This is a genomic window from Xanthomonas sp. DAR33341 (assembly GCF_003992815.1).
Lineage (GTDB): Bacteria > Pseudomonadota > Gammaproteobacteria > Xanthomonadales > Xanthomonadaceae > Xanthomonas > Xanthomonas cissicola.
This window is the reverse complement of the sequence record NZ_QEYV01000010.1, coordinates 74,594-92,397: the sequence shown is the minus strand read 5'-3', so window position 1 is coordinate 92,397 and position 17,804 is coordinate 74,594. Positions and strand designations below refer to the sequence as shown.

At 65.7% G+C, this 17,804-nt stretch carries 17 protein-coding genes and 2 pseudogenes; 6 read left to right on the top strand and 13 right to left on the bottom strand.

Annotated features, from left to right (window positions below):
• Position 1 precedes the first annotated feature (1 nt).
• Positions 2 to 233, bottom strand: a pseudogene (locus tag EO156_RS00945) (hypothetical protein).
• Between EO156_RS00945 and EO156_RS00940 the strand changes: the two are divergent.
• Entirely contained in the window at positions 232 to 1,287 is a 1,056-nt protein-coding gene (locus EO156_RS00940) for an MBL fold metallo-hydrolase (protein ID WP_005928581.1), read from the top strand. The pseudogene EO156_RS00945 and the gene EO156_RS00940 overlap by 2 nt on opposite strands.
• 352 nt (positions 1,288 to 1,639) lie before the next feature.
• Here the strand turns inward: EO156_RS00940 and dcp are convergent, their stop codons facing one another.
• The 4 genes from dcp to arfB form a co-directional block, all read right to left on the bottom strand.
• Positions 1,640 to 3,808: a peptidyl-dipeptidase Dcp gene (gene dcp / locus EO156_RS00935; RefSeq protein WP_003488952.1), complete on the bottom strand. Its 2,169-nt coding sequence runs from the start codon at positions 3,806 to 3,808 to the stop codon at positions 1,640 to 1,642.
• 108 nt (positions 3,809 to 3,916) lie between these two features.
• Positions 3,917 to 4,933 carry an isoaspartyl peptidase/L-asparaginase gene (locus EO156_RS00930; protein ID WP_003488951.1) on the bottom strand — a complete coding sequence of 339 codons (1,017 nt, stop codon included), beginning with the start codon at positions 4,931 to 4,933 and terminating at the stop codon, positions 3,917 to 3,919.
• A gap of 89 nt (positions 4,934 to 5,022) precedes the next feature.
• Positions 5,023 to 5,652: a lysophosphatidylcholine acyltransferase gene (locus tag EO156_RS00925; RefSeq protein ID WP_005912266.1), complete on the bottom strand. Its 630-nt coding sequence runs from the start codon at positions 5,650 to 5,652 to the stop codon at positions 5,023 to 5,025.
• A gap of 2 nt (positions 5,653 to 5,654) precedes the next feature.
• The gene (gene arfB / locus EO156_RS00920; RefSeq protein ID WP_016849165.1) at positions 5,655 to 6,086 is read right to left on the bottom strand and encodes an alternative ribosome rescue aminoacyl-tRNA hydrolase ArfB; all 432 of its coding nucleotides are present in this window, start codon (positions 6,084 to 6,086) and stop codon (positions 5,655 to 5,657) included.
• Between the two features lie 55 nt (positions 6,087 to 6,141).
• On the opposite strand from arfB, the gene EO156_RS00915 reads away from it, so the two are divergent.
• Complete coding sequence (locus tag EO156_RS00915; RefSeq protein ID WP_029827835.1) at positions 6,142 to 6,720, top strand: DUF2059 domain-containing protein; 579 nt, start codon at positions 6,142 to 6,144, stop codon at positions 6,718 to 6,720.
• Positions 6,721 to 7,106: 386 nt separating this feature from the next.
• Here EO156_RS00915 and EO156_RS00910 read toward each other — a convergent pair whose 3' ends face one another.
• The 4 genes from EO156_RS00910 to EO156_RS00895 all read right to left on the bottom strand — a co-directional run bounded on the left by EO156_RS00910 (position 7,107) and on the right by EO156_RS00895 (position 10,966).
• Positions 7,107 to 7,877 (bottom strand): pseudouridine synthase, encoded by a 771-nt coding sequence (locus tag EO156_RS00910; RefSeq protein WP_026006949.1) that lies wholly within the window; start codon positions 7,875 to 7,877, stop codon positions 7,107 to 7,109.
• Positions 7,878 to 8,138: 261 nt separating this feature from the next.
• Positions 8,139 to 8,642 carry a cupin domain-containing protein gene (locus tag EO156_RS00905; RefSeq protein WP_003488945.1) on the bottom strand — a complete coding sequence of 168 codons (504 nt, stop codon included), beginning with the start codon at positions 8,640 to 8,642 and terminating at the stop codon, positions 8,139 to 8,141.
• Positions 8,643 to 8,651: 9 nt separating this feature from the next.
• Entirely contained in the window at positions 8,652 to 10,325 is a 1,674-nt protein-coding gene (gene ubiB / locus EO156_RS00900) for a ubiquinone biosynthesis regulatory protein kinase UbiB (RefSeq protein ID WP_016849668.1), read from the bottom strand.
• A complete protein-coding gene (locus EO156_RS00895; protein WP_016849669.1) occupies positions 10,322 to 10,966 on the bottom strand; it encodes an SCP2 sterol-binding domain-containing protein in 645 nt (214 codons plus the stop codon). The genes ubiB and EO156_RS00895 overlap by 4 nt, the downstream gene beginning before the upstream one ends.
• 193 nt (positions 10,967 to 11,159) lie before the next feature.
• Between EO156_RS00895 and ddlA the strand changes: the two genes are divergently transcribed.
• The 3 genes and pseudogenes from ddlA to EO156_RS00875 form a co-directional block, all read left to right on the top strand.
• Positions 11,160 to 12,263 (top strand): D-alanine--D-alanine ligase, encoded by a 1,104-nt coding sequence (gene ddlA / locus EO156_RS00890; protein ID WP_005912258.1) that lies wholly within the window; start codon positions 11,160 to 11,162, stop codon positions 12,261 to 12,263.
• Positions 12,244 to 12,528 carry an acetyltransferase gene (locus tag EO156_RS24250; protein WP_164735851.1) on the top strand — a complete coding sequence of 95 codons (285 nt, stop codon included), beginning with the start codon at positions 12,244 to 12,246 and terminating at the stop codon, positions 12,526 to 12,528. The genes ddlA and EO156_RS24250 overlap by 20 nt, the downstream gene beginning before the upstream one ends.
• Before the next feature lie 27 nt (positions 12,529 to 12,555).
• Positions 12,556 to 12,776, top strand: a pseudogene (locus EO156_RS00875) (hypothetical protein); the annotation flags it as partial.
• Positions 12,777 to 12,860: 84 nt separating this feature from the next.
• Here EO156_RS00875 and EO156_RS00870 read toward each other — a convergent pair.
• The 3 genes from EO156_RS00870 to oleC form a co-directional block, all read right to left on the bottom strand.
• On the bottom strand, positions 12,861 to 13,019 hold the full coding sequence (locus EO156_RS00870) for a DUF1328 domain-containing protein (RefSeq protein ID WP_003468167.1): 159 nt from the start codon (positions 13,017 to 13,019) through the stop codon (positions 12,861 to 12,863).
• Between the two features lie 64 nt (positions 13,020 to 13,083).
• Positions 13,084 to 14,094 carry a 2-alkyl-3-oxoalkanoate reductase gene (oleD, locus tag EO156_RS00865; protein WP_005912231.1) on the bottom strand — a complete coding sequence of 337 codons (1,011 nt, stop codon included), beginning with the start codon at positions 14,092 to 14,094 and terminating at the stop codon, positions 13,084 to 13,086.
• Positions 14,095 to 14,324: 230 nt separating this feature from the next.
• Complete coding sequence (gene oleC, locus EO156_RS00860) at positions 14,325 to 15,986, bottom strand: olefin beta-lactone synthetase (protein ID WP_026006950.1); 1,662 nt, start codon at positions 15,984 to 15,986, stop codon at positions 14,325 to 14,327.
• Between the two features lie 322 nt (positions 15,987 to 16,308).
• Between oleC and EO156_RS00855 the strand changes: the two genes are divergently transcribed.
• Positions 16,309 to 16,692, top strand: coding sequence for a YkgJ family cysteine cluster protein (locus EO156_RS00855; protein WP_016849671.1), 384 nt, complete (start codon positions 16,309 to 16,311; stop codon positions 16,690 to 16,692).
• 154 nt (positions 16,693 to 16,846) lie between these two features.
• On the opposite strand, the gene EO156_RS00850 is transcribed toward EO156_RS00855, so the two are convergent.
• A complete protein-coding gene (locus EO156_RS00850) occupies positions 16,847 to 17,749 on the bottom strand; it encodes an alpha/beta fold hydrolase (RefSeq protein ID WP_016849672.1) in 903 nt (300 codons plus the stop codon).
• Between the last annotated feature and the right edge of the window lie 55 nt (positions 17,750 to 17,804).

Here is a 17,804-nt window from a genome sequence, read left to right as displayed (position 1 = left end):
TTTACACCTGGTAGTTTACTTTCACGAAAATAAAACTACACTGCCCAGTGTAATCTCTCCTGGCACTGGTGTGATCCGCCGTTGTCATCCCGCCGCAGTTGGTGTGTAGGAAGCTGGCTGTACGTCCCGTCCATGCCGATCCTTACGCCAGGTGCACCGAGTGCTTGCTGCATCGCCGTTGCCTGATCGCTCGTACTTCTTCTGCTCTCCCACGTCTTGCTCGGACTTCCCATGGCTCCCCCACGTCCTTCCCCCTACGCCGATTCGCCACAGTTTCGCGCTGGCCGCTTCCGTAATGCGATGCCGTTGCCGACCACCGTCATGACCCTGCGCGAGCAGCTCGGCCTGATGTGGGCCATGGTGTTCGGCAAGCCCCGCACCACGGTGCCCGCCGCGCCCTTGCCGGTGCAGCCGCTGACACGCGCGCACCTGCTGGCCGCGCCGGATCGCAGCCTGTACCGGCTGGGCCATTCCACGCTGCTGATGAAGCTGGCGGGCGGGCTGTGGCTGACCGACCCGGTGTTTTCCAAACGCGCCTCGCCGGTGCCATTCGCCGGGCCCAAGCGCTTCCACGCCCCGCCGATTGCACTGGATGCGCTGCCGCCGTTGGCCGGGGTGATCCTGTCGCATGACCACTACGACCATCTCGACCGCGCCACCATCCGCGCGCTGGCCGACCGTGTCGGCGTGTTTGTCGCCCCGTTGGGCGTGGGCGACCTGCTGGTGCGCTGGGGCGTGGACCCGGCCAAGGTACGGCAGTTGGATTGGTGGGACTCGATCAGCGTCGCCGGCCTGCAGCTCACCGCCACCCCGTCGCAACATTTTTCTGGCCGCGGGCTGTTCGACAACGGGCGCACGCTGTGGTGTTCCTGGGTGATCCAGGCAGGCGACCTGCGCCTGTTCTTCAGCGGCGATGGCGGCTATGGCCCGCACTTCAAGACCATCGGCGAGCGGCTCGGGCCGTTCGATGTTGCATTGATCGAAAACGGCGCCTACGACCACATGTGGCCGCACGTGCACATGCAGCCGGAGCAGAGCCTGCAGGCGTTCATCGACGTCGGCGGCCGTAGCCTGCTGCCGATCCACAACGGCACCTTCGATCTGGCCATGCACGCGTGGCAGGAACCGCTGGACCGGATCGTGGCGCTGGCCGACTGCGCTGGCGTCGCACTGATCACCCCGTGCATGGGCGAGCGCGTGGACTTGAATGCCCCCGGCAACCGCGTGCGTTGGTGGCCGCAGGACGCTGCGGCGAGCGCGTCGGATGGGTTGGTGGCAACGCCATAAGTGGCGGGCTGCGGGGTGGCTAGGCCATGGTGCCTGCCGGCGTCCTGGTGACTGCGTGCACAGCGTGACGCAAACATCGGCAACGTCAGGCTCTTCGACATCGCTAGTGCCACTGCCTCGCGTCTCGATCTGCGCGTCTCGCACTGCAGCGGCAGGCATGCGGATACGACCGGCAAGATGTGGCATGTACCCGCGCACGGTGCGTTGAAAAACTGAATGCTGATCCTGAAAGTGGCAACATCGTCATATAGCGCGTCACATGCGCACGAACAAAGACGGGATGGCCATGGCCATCCCGTCTTTGTTTGCCAATCGCACTGGCGAGGCATGCATGCCTACGCACGCACATCGCTCACTCGGTCAACCCGCGGTTTTCCAGCAGCGCCTTGACGCTGGGGTCCTTGCCGCGGAAATCGCGGTACAACGTGGCCAGATCGACAGTATTGCCGCGCGATAGGATCTTGGCGCGGAAGGTATCGCCGTTCTTGCGGGTCAGGCCACCGTTTTCCTTGAACCATTCGAACGCATCGTCGTCGAGCACTTCCGACCAGAAGTACGCGTAGTACCCGGCCGAATACCCGCCGCCCCAGATGTGATCGAAATAACTGCTGCGGTAGCGCGGCGGCACTTCGGCCAGATCCACCTTGAAGCGCTTCAAGGCATCGGCTTCGAACTTGCTCACGTCCTGCAGCGGCGCATCGGCCGGCTGGGTATGCCAGGCCAGATCCAGCAGCGCCGCCGACAGGTATTCGGTGGTGGCGTAGCCGCTGTTGAAGGTCTTGGCCTTCTTGATCTTTTCCACCAGCTCGGCCGGCATCGCTGCGCCGGTCTGGTAGTGCTTGGCGTAGTTGGCGAAGACCTTTGGATCGGACGCCCAGTGCTCGTTGAACTGCGAGGGGAATTCCACGAAGTCGCGCGAGGTGCTGGTGCCGGCAATCGAGGGGTACTTCACCTTGGAGAACATGCCATGCAGCGCATGGCCGAACTCATGGAACAAGGTGGTGACGTCGTCGAAGCTGAGCAGCGCCGGCTGGCCGGCGGCCGGCTTGGTGAAGTTGCACACGTTGTAGACCACCGGCTTGGCACCGGTCAGGCCGTCTTGCTCGACGAACACGTCCATCCACGCGCCACCGGACTTGCTGTCGCGCTTGAAGTAGTCGGTGTAGAACAACGCCATCGAGGTGCCGTCGGCATCGAACACCTCATACACCTTCATATCCGCGTGATAGGTCGGGATGTCGGTGCGCTGCTTGAATGTGATGCCGTACAGCTGCGTGGCGGCGTAGAACACGCCGTTGTTGAGCACGTTGTCCAGTTCGAAGTACGGCTTGATCTGGGATTCGTCCAGGTCGTACTTGGCCTTGCGCACCTGCTCGGCGTAGACGTCCCAATCGGAGGCGGCGAGTTTGAAGCCGCCTTTCTGCGCGTCGATGACCTTCTGCATCTCGGCCGCTTCGCGGCGTGCCTTGGCAGTGGCAGCCGGCACGGTGTCGGTCAGCAGCTTGAGCGCGGCATCCGGCGTCTTGGCCATCTGGTCGCCCAGGCTGTAGGCGGCGTAGTTGTCGAAGCCGAGCAACTTGGCCTTCTGCGCGCGCAGCTGCGCCAGCCGCTGGATGGTCTGGCGGGTGTCGTTGGCATCGCCCTTTTCCGCGCGCGTCTCAGAGGCCTTCAATACCTCGGCACGCAGCTCGCGATTTTTCAGCGACGCCAGCACCGGCTGCTGGGTGGTGTTCTGCAGAGTGAGCAGATACTTGCCATCGAGCTTGCGGGCCTTGGCGGCATCGGCCGCGGCGGCGATATCGCCTTCGCTCAGGCCATCGAGCTTGGCCTTGTCGTCCACCACCACCGCGCCGGCAGCCGAGGCGGCGACCAGGCGGGTATGGAACTGCGTGGAGAGGGTGGTTTCTTCCACGTTGAGCTTGCGCAGGCTGTCCTTGTCGGCATCGGACAACTGCGCGCCGGCGCGTACCAGCTCTTCGTAGTCGCGCTCGACCAGACGCTTCTGCTCCGGATCCAGATTCAGCGTGTCGCGCTGGTCGTAGATGGTTTTGACGCGGGCGAAGAGTTTGGGGTCGAGATTGATCTCGTCCTGATGCGCGGCCAGCTTGGGCGCGATCTCTTCCTGGATTTTCTGGCGTGCGTCGCTGGTATCGGCCTGCACCAGCCCGAAGAAGATGCGCGACACGCGCGTGAGCGTTTCGCCGCCGCGCTCCATCGCTTCGATGGTGTTGTCGAAGGTCGGCGCTTCTGGGTTATCGGCGATCTTGCGGATGTCGGCCAGATGCTGGCGCATGCCTTCTTCGAACGCCGGCAGATAATCGGCGTCCTGGATCTTGTCGAACGGCGGCGCCTGGAACGGCAGCGTGCTGGCGGTCAGCAAGGGGTTGGATGCAGCATCCGCGGCCGGAGCCGGGGCGGTTTTCTCGGGCACGGTGGTGGACTCCTGGCCAGACGACTCTTTTCCAGAACAAGCAGCCAGTGCCAGGGTGATGGCAGCGGCCAGAACGACGGTACGCGACATGGCGTGTGATTCCTGAGTGGGTAGTGCAGCCGGGCACGCTAGCGGGTTTCGCGACCGCTGGCATGTGCCGTTGGATTGGGTGGAAGGCCGCGGTTGGGGATGGCGGCGTTACAACGTCTCGTCCTTGAAAATCGCCACATGCGCGGTGCCGTCGGCGCCGATCCAGCCGCGGTACATGCCCTCGGTATTGAATGGAAACGCCAGGTTGCCCTGTGCATCCAGCGCGATGGCGCCGCCGTCCCCGCCGGCCTTCGGGATCTGCTGGTCGATCACGGTCTCGGCGGCCTGCTGCAGCGATTGCCCGGCGTATTTCATGCGCGCACAGATGTCGTAGGCAGCCACGGCGCGGATGTAGAACTCGCCCCAGCCGGTGCCGGACACCGCGCATTGGCTGTTGGCATAGGTGCCGGCCCCGATGATCGGTGCATCGCCGACCCGGCCATAGCGCTTGTTGGTCATGCCACCAGTGGAGGTACCGGCAGCCAGATGGCCGTCGCGGTCCAGCGCCAGCGCGCCGACGGTGCCGAAATGCTTGGCGGTCTCCAGATCCAGCTCGGCCTGCGCCTGGCGGTCGCCGGCCTCGGCCTTGAGCGCTTTCTGCAGTTGCTGCCAGCGCTTGTCGGTGCGGAAATAGCCCGGGTCCACCAGGGTGATGCCCTGCTCGCGCGCGAACGCTTCAGCGCCGTCGCCGACCAGCATCACGTGCTTGGAGCGGTCCATCACGCTGCGTGCCAGCAGGATCGGGTTCTTGACCGTGTGCACGCCGGCAATCGCACCGGCCTTGCCGCTGGCGCCATCCATGATGGCCGCGTCCAGTTCGTTCCTGCCGTCATGGGTAAACACCGCACCGCGGCCAGCGTTGAACTGCGGCGCATCCTCCAGCACGGTGATGGTGGCGGCCACTGCATCCACTGCACTGCCGCCACGTTGCAGCACCGCGTGCCCGGCACGCAGTGCGCGTTGCATCGCCTCGCGCGCCTGCGCCTGCTCGTCCTTGGAAAGGCTGGATTTCTCCACGCCCGCGCCACCATGGATGACCAGCATCGGCGTGGCTGCAAGCGCCGGGCCGGCGATGAGCAGCAGAAAGAGCGACAGGCATAACGCGCGTGCGGACTTAGCGATCATGAAGTTCCTCGATGGAGTGAATGTTTCACGTCAGGCGGACCGGATTCACCAAGCAACGCCGGCCATCCTTCAACCGCGCGCCACGCCACTCACAACGTATCGCGATGCTTGCCGCGCCATGGCCGGTACCAGGTGCGAATGGCGGCGATATCGGCGGCCATGTCGTTACCGGTCCAGAACGGCTCGCCGATGCCCACGGTCTTGCTGGGGTAGTCGAAATACACCGGCAGGATCGGCACCTTGGAATCGGAGGCGATCTTCCAGAAGCCGGCCTTCCAGTTCTCCACGCGCTTGCGTGTGCCTTCGGGCGTGATCACGTACCACATCTGCTCGGAGTTGCGGATCAATCGCACCGCCTGGCCGATGGTGCCCTGCGGCGAGCTGCGGTCCAGCGGGATGGCGCCAAGCCTGCGCAACAGCGGACCCAGCGGCCACCAGAACAACTGCGATTTGCCGAGCACGCGCACGTCGAAGCCGAGCGCGAACTTGGCCGCAAATCCCACAAACCCGTCCCAGTTGGACGAATGCGGGGCCACGATCATGACCAGCTTGGGCTCGTCGGGCAGCCGCCCGAGCAGGCGCCAGCCGGTCACGCGCAAGGCGGTACGGCCCAGCCAGCGGATGAAGCGGCCATGGGCGCGCGGCATCCGGGGCGGAGATGGCTGCAGCAGGATGTTGGCCTGTGTTACCGGTGGCAACGACGGGTCGGCTTGACTCACGCTTACTCCCAGTGGGACGCCGAGCGTCCACGCTTGATTTGGCTGCGTTCCCGCTTGGCATCCAGCCGCCGCAGCTTGGCACCATGACTCGGTTTGGTGGCGACCCGGCGCTTGGGCACCGACAGGCACGCACTGATGATTTCGACCAGTCGCTCGCGCGCATCGTCGCGGTTGCGGTCCTGGGTGCGGAAGCGTTGCGCGTCGATCACCAGCACGCCGTCGGCCGTCATGCGGCGGTCGCGCCGCGACAGCAACCGGGCCCGCAAGGGCTCGGGCAACGAGGGCGACCCCGCCACGTCGAAACGCAGCTCCACCGCAGTGGACACCTTGTTGACGTTCTGCCCGCCCGCGCCGCTGGCACGCACGAAGCGCTCGACGAGTTCGCTGAGCGGAATCGTCAGGCTGGGGGTGATCTGGATCGGGTCGCTGGCCATGTGCGCCGATTGTATCGGCAGCGGCGTGGACGCGCGCGCGAACGCCAGCTCCCGTATGCTGCGGCCGGTCCCCCGTTTGCAGGATGCTCCGATGACACCTACTTCTTCGCTCGCTGCCGCGCGCCGCCTTGCCCGCCGGCTGCTGCTGTCGGCCCTGCTGGCCGTGGCCGCCCCGGCCGTGTGGGCGCAAGCGCCCAGCGATGCCGACATCAACCGCCTGCTGGCCGCCTCGCGCGCGCAGACCATGCTGGACACGATGCTGCCGCAGATCGAAGCACTGCAGCAGCAGCAATTCGCCCAGCTCACCGCACAGCGCCAGCTCGACGCCGACCAACAGGCGCAGCTGCAACGCATCCAGGAACGCACCCGCCAGACCGTGCGCAAGGCGCTGTCGTGGTCGGAACTGCGGCCGATGTATGTGGATATCTACAAGCGCTCGTTCTCGCGCGAGGACGTGCTGGCCATGGCCGAGTTCTACGAGAGCTCGGCCGGCCAGAGCCTGCTCGACAAGACCCCCGCCCTGACCCAGAACCTGATGGGCGCCATCCAGCAAAGGATGCTGCCGCTGTTTGCCGACCTGCAGAAGGATCTGGAGAAGATCGTCAACGAACCTGCGCCGGCCAAGAAGCCCTGAGAGGCGGGATTGGAGAATCGAGATTGGGGAGTGGGCCGCGTGATCGCTGCGACGGGTGTGGGTGCGAGTATGGGTGTGGGATTGCGTTGTTGGTGACGGAGGTGCTTTACCTTTCGGTGACGGAAGAACACGGTGCCTCCTTCTCCCCGCGGGAGAGCGCCTGTTGCAAGCAGGCCCCCATCCGCCCTTCGGGCACCTTCCCCCGCAAGCGGGGGAAGCAAGCAGCACGGCAGGCGAGCATTGGGCGGCGCGCTCGAGCGCCTCTCCCGCCCCACGCACTTGAGCCCCTCTCCCGCTGGCGGGAGAGGGGTTGGGGTGAGGGGACGTTTGCGCAGATGTCTAGCAGACTGAGTAAACGTCTCGATCTGCGAACCAGGCACGCCACATCACGCCGTCTGCATGACTCCCAACCCCGCCATCTCCCACCCAAACAACGCGCAGGCCTTGGAAAATTCGACATCCAGCGGCGCGGTGACGCCGATGCGCCTGCCATCGGCCGGATGCGGAAATTCCAGGCGTTCGGCGTGCAGCAACATGCGGTGGATGCCGAGCATGCGGAAACTGCGGTTGTGGCGGCCGTCGCCGTGGCTGGTGTCGCCGATCATGTGATGCGACAGATGCTTCATATGCCGGCGAATCTGCCGGAAGCGGCCGGTTTGCGGCTGACAGCGCAGCAGTGCGTAGCGCGAGGTGGTGAACCCGGTGGAAGGAATCTCCAGCTCGCCGGTGGCCAGACGCTGGAAATGCGTCACTGCCGGCTTCTTGACCGGCTTGCCCGGACCGCCGTCCAGGTCATGGTCGACGATGAAGCGCTCCTCGGCCGGCCAGCCGCGACAGACGGTGAGGTAATGTTTCTCCACCTCGCCGGCCATCAAAGCCTTGCCCAGCGCACTGGCGCTGTCGCGATCGAAGGCCAACAGCAGGCAGCCGCTGGTGGCGCGGTCGAGCCGGTGCACCAAAAAGATCGGCTTGCCCAGCTGCTCGCGCAGGCGGTCGGCCAGGAAGTCGTCCTCTCCACGCGCCAGCTTGCTGTCATGGACCATCAGGCCGGCGGGTTTGTCGACGACGGCCAGGACATCGTCCTGGTAGAGAATCTGCAGATGTTTGGGGGATATGCTCACCGGCGGATTATCCGCATCGCCGACACCGCATGCCACTGCATCGCCGCGCTGCCGCAGCGAACAAACGACTGTGTCGTCGCCAGGCCACGCGCACGGCAACGGCTGCGGCCCGCACCGCTCGTACGGTGCGGTTGCTGCGCGCTACCACGCAGCTGATGCCTGCCCAATGCGCGGGTGGCTGCTTCGCATCTCACGCGACCGAACCACGCCAGCGTCAGAGCGGGCGATGCGCGTAGCGTGGCGTGGCGTGGCGTGTTGCATCATTCAAAGCCAACAGATGGACCACCACCCGCGCGCTCAGTAGGGCGTGCCGTCCTTGTGCCGGTACGCGCGCTGCCCATCCGCCATGGGGACCAGCATCAGGTCATCGTCCGGATAGGTCACGCAATCGCCGGGGCTGCGGTCACCCACTTCCAGGTACGTCACCACCGCCTGGCTGCGATTGATCAGGCAATGCGCATCGCCATCACCGGCGCGGAAGCCAACGCACATGCCCGGCTGCAGCAACTGCTCGCCGGCGTTGGTGATCAGGCTGGGCGCGCCGCTGACGATGTAGACGAATTCGTCCTGCTGCGAATGCCCGTGCCGCAGCGCCGAGCGCGCACCCGGCGCCAGCGTGGTCAGGTTGACGCCGAAGTTGCGCAGCCCGAACACCTCGCCCAGTGCGCGCTTCTGGCGGCCGCCCATCTGCGCGGCGAACACCGGCGGATAGCTGGAATGTTGCGTGCGCGGTGGCGCATCCAGCGCGGCAATCCCGGCAACCGGTGTGCTTGCGTCCAAGGCATCGGTTGCGTCGGACATGGTCGTCTCCTATCGCCGCAACCAGGCGACCAGCAGCGCGGCCGAACCGGCGCCGCCGCTGATCCAGCTCCACACCGGCACCGTGCCCAGATACCAGCCATCCGGATGTAGGCCGTACAGCACGGCCGCGACAACCAGTAACCCACTGCCGGTGATGGCGGTCACCACGCGGGTTTGCAGCTTGCGCAGGCTCAGGTCCAGGGCAAGCAGTTCGGGTGAGCGGATGGCGATCTGATGGCGGCCTTCCACCTGCTGCTTCAGCCAGCTGTGCACCAGCCGCGGCATGTCCGGCGCATGGGTCATGATCTCCGGCAGACGCTTGCTCAGTTCGCGCAGCACGCGGCGCGGGCTGTAACGCTCGCGCAGGATGCGTTCGAGCACCGGTCGCGCCACCGCCCAGATATCCAGCCTGGGATCCAGTTGCCGGCCCACGCCTTCGATATTGAGCAGCGTTTTCTGCAGCAGGATCAGCTGCGGCTGCAACGTCAACTCGTACCGCTGCGCCACGCGGAACAATTTGATCAGCACCTGCGCCAGCGAAATCTCCGACAGCGGGCGGGTGAAATACGGCTCGCACACCGAGCGCGCTGCCGCTTCCAGTTCGTCGATGCGCACGTTGCTGGGCATCCAGCCAGCCTCCACGTGCAACTCGGCCATGCGGCGGTAATCCTTATGGAAGATCGCCATGAAGTTCTCCGCCAGGTAGTACTGATCTTCCTGCGAGAGCTGGCCCATGATGCCGAAATCCAGCGCGATGAAGCGCGGATTGAGGCGGCGTTCCGGATCCGAATCGACCCAGATGTTGCCGGCGTGCGCATCGGCGTGGAAGAAGTTGTCGCGAAATACCTGGGTGTAGAACACGCGCACGCCTTTGGCCGCGAGCGCCTTGCGATCGATGCCGGCCGCGTCGAGCTTGGCGATGTCGTCGGACGGAATGCCGTACACGCGCTCCAGCGTGAGCGCGCGCTCGGCAGTGTGCGACCAGATCACTTCCGGCACATACAGATCGTCCGAGCCTTCCCAGAACCGGCGCAACACGCTGGCGTTGGCGCCTTCGCGCTGCAGATCCAGTTCGGCGGCCAGCGTGCCTTCGATCTCGGCCACCACTTCGCGCGGACGGATCTTGTCGGCACGCGGGTGGGTGCGCTCGACCAAGGTGGCCAGCGAGTGCAGCAACGCGATATCGGCATCGATCTGGCGCTCGATCTCCGGGCGCAGCACCTTGACCACCACTTCGCGGCGCACGCCGTTGGCATCGGGCGGCAACGTGGCTGCATGCACCTGCGCAATGGACGCCGAGGCCAGCGGCACGGTATCGAAGCTGGCAAACGCCACGCTCACCGGCAGGCCGAGTGCGGCTTCGACGATCAGGCGCGCGGCCTGGCCATCGAATGGCTTGACCCGGTCCTGCAGCAAGGTGAGTTCTTCGGCCACGTCGGCCGGAATCAGATCGCGCCGGGTGGACAGAATCTGCCCGAACTTGACGAAGATCGGCCCCAGCTCCTGCAGCGCCAGGCGCAGCCGCGCACCGCGCGATTGCGCGGCGATTTCGGCGCTGGCACGCGGCACGAAGGGTTTGGCCAAACGCAGCCAGCGCTCGGCCGGGGTGCCTTCCAGCAAGGCGTCCAGGCGATAGCGCAGGATCACCCGGCCGATGCGGCTGGCCCGCAGGATCGCCTTCATGCCGCGCCTCCGCTCGCACGCAGGCGGCTCACGCGCGCGGCCAGCCGTTCGACGTCATCGCGCAGTTCGTCCACGTCGTCGTAGAACGCCTCGAGCTCGGCGCGCGGCACCACATCGCGCGATTCTTCGGTGACGAATTCGGCCGCGCTCTGCGCCAGATCCACCGCACTGCGCCGTGCCTGCTGCAGCGCTGCGCGCACCGCGCCGGCGATCTGCACGCCCAGGATGTCGCCGAACACCGCAACGAACGGCAACTGCCAATCCGGGTCGAAGCGGCCGGCCAGTTGCTGCAGCTGGCGCGCCAGTTCGGCATCGCCGGAAACCTTAAGCCGACCGGCCGGCGCGCCGGTGCGACGTGCATTGGCCAGAAACGGCAGTTGCCCGAGCAAGCCGGCCAGGCTGCTGCGCACCGCTAGGTCGGGTTCCTGTGCCTGATCGACCGGGCCGACCAGCAACCGGCGCTCGTGCACGCGAATCTGCAGGGCCAGCGCAGGCGCCTCCAGGGTCAACGCGATGCGCTGGCCTTCCAGCGGCAGCAGGGCGTCGCGGGTATCCGGGTCCAGCGCCAGCGCACGGTTGAGCGCTGCCTGCAGGGCCTGGCCGGCGAGCGGCTTGAGGGAGTTGAAGAGTGATCCGGGCATGCCCGCATTCTACCGCCCCTGCATGTCGCAGCTGCTTGACGGCGGTGTGGCACGTGCAAGCCGGAGGCTGGGGTGGCGATCATGGCAGGGCGCCTTGTGGCCACGCCGCGTGCGTCGATCATGCAGGACTTCCTTCGGCACGCCTGCCGCGGGCATGCTGGCGACCTCATCACGCAGGTGGCAGGAGTAGACAATGCGCAAGATCCGGGTCGGCCTCATCTTCGGCGGCAAATCGGCCGAGCACGAGGTCTCGTTGCAATCGGCGCGCAATATCCTGGATGCGCTGGACCCGCAACGCTTCGAGCCGTTGCTGATCGGTATCGACAAGCAAGGCCAGTGGCACATCAACAACTCCGACAGCTTCCTGCTGCATGCCGACGACCCGGCGCGCATCGCGCTGCATCGCAGCGGTCGCGGCGTGGCGCTGCTGCCGGGCGCGCACCAGCAGCAGGTACGGCCGATCCAGCCGGAGCAGGCGCTGGCGCAGATCGATGTGGTATTTCCCATCGTGCACGGCACCCTGGGCGAAGACGGCTCGCTGCAGGGGTTGCTGCGCATGGCCAACCTGCCGTTCGTCGGTTCCGGCGTGCTCGGCTCGGCAGTCGCGATGGACAAGGACATGGCCAAGCGCGTGTTGCGCGATGCAGGGCTGGCGGTGGCGCCGTTCGCCTGCTTCAACCGCCACACCGCCGCAATGGCCGATGTGGATGCGTTGATCGCGCAGTTGGGCTTGCCGCTGTTCGTCAAACCGGCCAACCAGGGCTCGTCGGTCGGCGTCAGCCAGGTGCGCAGCGCCGACCAGTTCCCCGCTGCACTCGCCTTGGCATTGGCCTACGACCACAAGGTGCTGGTGGAAGCGGCCATTGCCGGGCGCGAAATCGAATGCGCCGTGTTGGGCAACGCCGCACCCCAGGCCAGCGTCTGCGGCGAGGTGGTGGTGCACGACGCGTTCTATTCGTATCAGACCAAATACATCAGCGAACACGGCGCAGAGATCGTGATCCCGGCCGACATCGATGCGCGGACCCAGCAGCGCATCCAGCAAATCGCAGTGCAGGCTTACCAAGCGCTGGACTGTGCAGGTATGGCGCGCGTGGATGTCTTTCTGTGCGCCGATGGACGCATCGTGATCAACGAGATCAACACGCTGCCGGGCTTTACCCGCATCAGCATGTATCCGAAATTGTGGCAAGCAAGCGGGCTGGACTATCGCGGCCTGATCACGCGGTTGATTGAGCTCGCTCTAGAACGGCATGCCGACGACCACTTGCTGCGCAGTGCGGTTCAACCGCATTGATGGCGCTGCCGCCGCTACATGCCATAAGCCGCACGACCACGACGCGGCGCTTGCACTCAACAACGCACATTCCAACGGACTGTCTTTGCTCGATGCCGATGGCCTCACTGCGTTGCTGGCAATGGCCTGGCATGCCCGCATCGCCGCGCCGGCTGACGGCTTGCTGCTCGCGCTGGACCAGGACGCGCCTCATGCCGCTGCGAATTTCGGGGGGGGGGGATGGCTGATCGCTTTGCACGCGTTGTGTATGTCGATCGCATCGTGATGGCGCGCATGCACGTCGGCGCGATCTGCTACGCAGCTGCATGACGAACTCATCCGTCAGCCACATGCAGTAAGACAGCGGCGGCTGGTGTGCGAGGTCAATCTGATGCTGGCCAACCCCGCCTTGATGGCGCTGCATCGGCCGCTGGAGTTTGCGCGATCGGCGATGCCGTGCTGGCCAATGGCAAGCATGTGCGGTGTCTGGAAAACAGCTGTCATCAGCCAAAACCCGGTCATATTCCGCCATAACGCACAGGGCCCGCGTCCTTGCGGACGCGAGCCCTGTGAGCGCCAACCGGCAGCGCCGCTGCCGTGACGTATCGCAGCGAAGCGTTATACCTTGCCGCGACGGAACATCGAGATCACTGCCAGGATCAGGAACACCACGAACAGGATCCAGGCGATGTTGGTCGCCGCACCGGCGATACCGCTAAAGCCCAGCACAGCAGCGATGATGGCGATGACGAAGAAGATGATGGCGTAATGCAGCATGGCAAGGTATCCAGAAGTTGTCGTGCCGAATCGGCGCAGACGTATCTTGTGGATATGCCGGTCTTTATCGGGTGATGGCGATGTCGTTGGATGATGAGGATCGCAGCCGTTGCAGGCCTTCTTCGATGCTGATGCGCGGTACATAGCCGAAGTCGCGACGTGCCGGCTCCATGCTGTACCAATGCGGCGTACACAGCTGTTCCACCAGAAAACGCGTCAACGGCACTTCGCCTGGCAGACGCAACAGTGGCCATAGCGTTTCGCACACCGCACCGATGCGGTAGGCGGTGTTGAACGACAGCGAGCGCGTGACCGCCGGCGCATCCACCGCAGCCAGCAATCGATTGAGCAACTCGCGCATCGGCAGCGGTTCGCCGTTGGAAATGAAGTACGCCTTGCCCGCGCAGGCAGCGCCCACGGCAAGGTGTTCGAACGCATCGAAATGCGCCTGCGCGGCGTTGTCGATGTACGTGCTGTCGACCAGATTGCCGCCATCGCCGACCATGCGCAGCCGCCCGGCACGCGCACGCGCTGCCAGGCGCGGCAACAAATGATTGTCGCCCGGCCCCCAGATCAGGCGCGGTCGCAGTGCCACTGTCGCCAACTGGGCATCGTTGGCGGCCAGCACTGCACGTTCGGCAATGGCCTTGGTCGCCGCGTAGGCGGCGCGCAGATCGTCGCCATACGGCACTTCATCGGCACCGAGTCCTTCCACCGGGTTGGTGGCGCGATGGGTGACGCTGGGCGTGGAGGTATAGATCAGCCGCGGCACGCCATTGGCGCGACAGGCCTCGATCACGTTCTGCGTACCCACCACATTGGCCTGGTGATAGCTGTCGTAACTGCCCCATGCGCCGGCCTTGGCGGCATTGTGGAACACCGCATCGATACCGGCGAAGGCATGCCGCACCGCCTGCGGGTCGGCCAGGTCGCCGCGAATCTGGCCCACGCCCAGGCGTTGCAGCACCGGGTAATCGCCGCGCTGGAAGCTCACCACCTCGTGCCCACGCGCGCGCAGGCCGCGGCACAACGCCTGGCCAAGAAAGCCGCCACCACCGGTCACCAATACCTTCATCGCACCACACCTCGCCTCTGAGGGACGACACCATAGCCGGCCACACCCGACTTGGCGATCTGCTCGTCGACGCGTAGCCATGCAGTCTGGACGTCGACGACCAGGAACGGCCAACACATGCCTGCGCTCACGTCAGTCGGGCGTGGACGTTGCCGGAATCGGCATGTACCGCTCACTGCCGTTCTGAGTGCCCCCTCCACGCCCGACTGACCACTGCGCGCTACCTGTTGTCAGCCGCGCTTATGCAGCTGCTGCGCAGCCCAGACCGCCAGCGTTTCGCGGCCGATCTTGGCGTTGTGGCGGATGTCGACCGGAAAGCCGGAATGGCGCAGGAAACGCGTGACGCCTGCGGTGTGCGGGTGGGCAGCGCCCAGCGCGCGCAGGTCGCTTTCCACCTGTGCGAACGCCGACGCAGACACCCCCGGCTGCAACTCCACGCACAGCACCGGTTGCTGTTGTCCGGGCGCACCTACGCCAACCAGCGCGGTGCGCCGCACCTGCCGATGCACGTTGAACACCGGCTCCACCTGTTCGGTGTACAGCGGGCCGCTGGCGGCTTCCACGCGGTGGGTCTTGCGCCCGCAGAACCACAAGCGCCCTTCGGCGTCGACATATCCGACATCGCCCATGCGGTGCACGACACGCTCGCTGCCATCGCTGCAGCATTCGCGGATCTTGGCGATGCGCGTGGCCGCATCACGGTTGAAATAGGTATCGGTGGCGGTGGGCCCGGCGACGGTGATCTCGCCGACCTCACCGGTCGCCAGCTCGCGCACGCCGCTCCAGTCGGCAATGGCCGCATCGTCGATGGCGATGATGCGCACCTGGTTGGGCGGCACGACATGGCCCACACAGGTGCCGGCACCAGCCTCGGTGGCGGCGCGCGTGGCGTCCAGGGTGCGCCCTTCGATCGCGGCCACCGGCAGGCACTCGGTGGCGCCGTACGGGGTCCAGAACTGCGCATCGGCCGGCAGCAGCGCGCGGATCTTCGCCACCACATCCGGTGGCACCGGCGCACCGGCGGAAGTCGCCAGGCGCACGTTGGGAAGCGGCTGCCCATAGTCGGCCAGCACGCGCATCAAGGCGGGCGAACCGAACAACTGCGTCACGCCGAAGCGGTTGATCGCATCGTGCAACTTACGCGGATCGGCGCTGCCCGGGCGCGTTGGGTCCATGTCCGGAATCACCGAGGTCAGCCCCAGCGCCGGATCGAACAAGGCGAACGGCGGAAACGTCGGCAGATCCACCCCGCCGGGCTGCATGCCGAATGCGTTGCGCAGCAATTCGATCTGGCCAACGAAATGCCGGTGGCGATACACCACCCCCTTGGGCACGCCGGTCGAGCCGCTGGTGAACAGGATCGCCGCCACATCGTCCGGCGCGGTGTCGGCCAGCTGGCTGCCTGCGCCGGCGCCATCGCGCTCCACCCGCGCCAGCGTGACTCCACCCCAGCCGTAACGTCCGCCGACGGTAACGATCTGCGTTGCCGAGCGCGCCCAGCGCAACAGGCGACGCGCCAGCTGCGCCAGCGCAATGCCGATAAATGCCTGCGGCTGCGCTTCGTCCAGACACTGCTTGAGCGCACGTTTGTCGATGCCGGGGTCCACCAGCACCGGTACCGCGCCAGCCTTGAACAAGGCGAACATCAGCAGGAAGAATTCCGGCGACGGCCGCACCATCACCACCGCACGCGCGCCGCGACCGATGCCGTGGCGTGCCAGGCCGGCGGCAATCGCATCGCTGCGCGCATCCAGCTCGGCATAGCTCAAGGTCACATCGTAGGCGGCAAACCCATTGGCGCCGCGACCGCCCGGGCAACGGATGGCGATCTGGTCGGGGCGCTCGCGCGCCAGTTGCGGAAGGGTGGCCGCGATATTGCAGAGGGTCGTCATCGGCGCATTATCACCCATGCGCCGATGGCGCCGGCCGCTTGCAGGCTGCCTGAAGGCAACGCGCGACGCGGGCGAAAGCGCGGCTCATCATCGTGCGGCGGCATGACGCATCGATGCGCGGCAGTGGCCGACCCAACCGCCGCAACGCGTTCGCAGCGCATGCCAGAGCGCTATGGCACCTGCGGAGCGCCGCGTACCCGGGCGTGGCGGAGCGCATCTGAATCGCTAACCGGTCACCGCAGCACGCTACTTGTATCGCGGCGCGGTTCGGTCAAAATGCCGCGCTTCCCACGCGATTTCGCCGCGCCAGGCCCGGCATTCCATGGCACACCCCTGCCTTACCTGCGGCGCCTGCTGCGCCTATTTCCGCGTCAGTTTCCATTGGAGCGAAGCCGATCCCGCATTGGGCGGCAGGGTGCCGATCGAGCTGACCGAGGCGCTACGCACGCATGAGCGGGCGATGCGCGGCACCTCGCAATCGCAGCCGCGTTGTATCGCGCTGGACGCAGACATCGGTCGCTACAGCCGCTGCAGCATCCACGACCGCCGCCCGTCGTCCTGCGCGGCCGTGCCGGCCTCGCTGGAATTCGGGCAGCGCAGTGCGCAATGCGATAAATCGCGCTTGGCGCATGGCCTGCACGCATTGACCGATGCCGATTGGGTCGGCGTGGACGACGCGCAACGCAACCCGCTGCCGCCGGTGTAACGCCGTAGCGCAGCACCTGTGTTGTGCTCGCAACAGCCTCGGCAGGCATCTGGCCGAGATGACCGGTGCGCTGCATCGGATGTCGATGCAGTCATTCCAGTCATTGCGTGCAGTGAGCTGACGCGTAGCCGCACGCTGCTGCCGGCGCAGTGCGCTACAGCCGATTGCGCTCCAGAAACGCGCGAATCGCCGGCACCAGCACCTCGTGCTTGTCTTCCAGCACATAGTGATTGGCATCGTCGAATGCGGTCACTTCGGCCTGTGGCAGCGCCTTGCGAAAGCCGGCCAGGAAATGTTTGTCGAAGCAAATGTCGCGCAGGCCCCAGGCAATGAAGGCCGGGCGATCGGCGAACGAAGGCAGCGCCTGCGCCGAGCGCTCCAGCAGCGACCAACCCTTGTCGGCCGGCGACAGCGGAATGTCCTGCATGAAGCGGATGGTGGAGATGCGATTGCGCCAGGTGTTGTACGGCGCCACATACGCACGGCGGACATCCGACGGCATCGGCCGCGACACGCCTAACCATGAAGCGCCGGACGAGAACGCATTGAACGTGCGGATGAACCACTCGCCCAGCCGCCAGTGCCGGCCCATCGCAATCTGCCATGGCATCGGCTTTTCCGCCGGCAGCGGGAACGCAGCCGTGTTGGTGATGACCAGCCGCTTGACCTGCGCGTGATGCGACAACGCCCAGCTGAAACCGATCATGCCGCCCCAATCGTGCACCGCCAGCGTCACCGGCCCGGTGATGCCCAGATGCCGCAACAAGGTGTCCAGATCGTCCACGCGCGATTGCAGCGTGTAGTCATAGCGCGGCTGCGCGTCGGGCGCATCGTCCGGCTTGTCGGACAGCCCCATGCCGATGTGATCGGGCACGATACAGCGGTAGCGATCGGACAGGCCGCTCACCAGATGCCGCCACAAATAGCTCCACGACGGATTGCCGTGCAGCATGACAACCACCTCGCCATCGCGCGGGCCTTCGTCCAGATACGACATCGCAACGCCGGGGCGCACCTCAAGGCGCTTGGGGGGAAAGGGATAGCCGGGGTAGTTCATGATCTCTCGATGTAAAGCAGGGACTGAAATGCGTCTGGCGATTCGTCTAAGACAT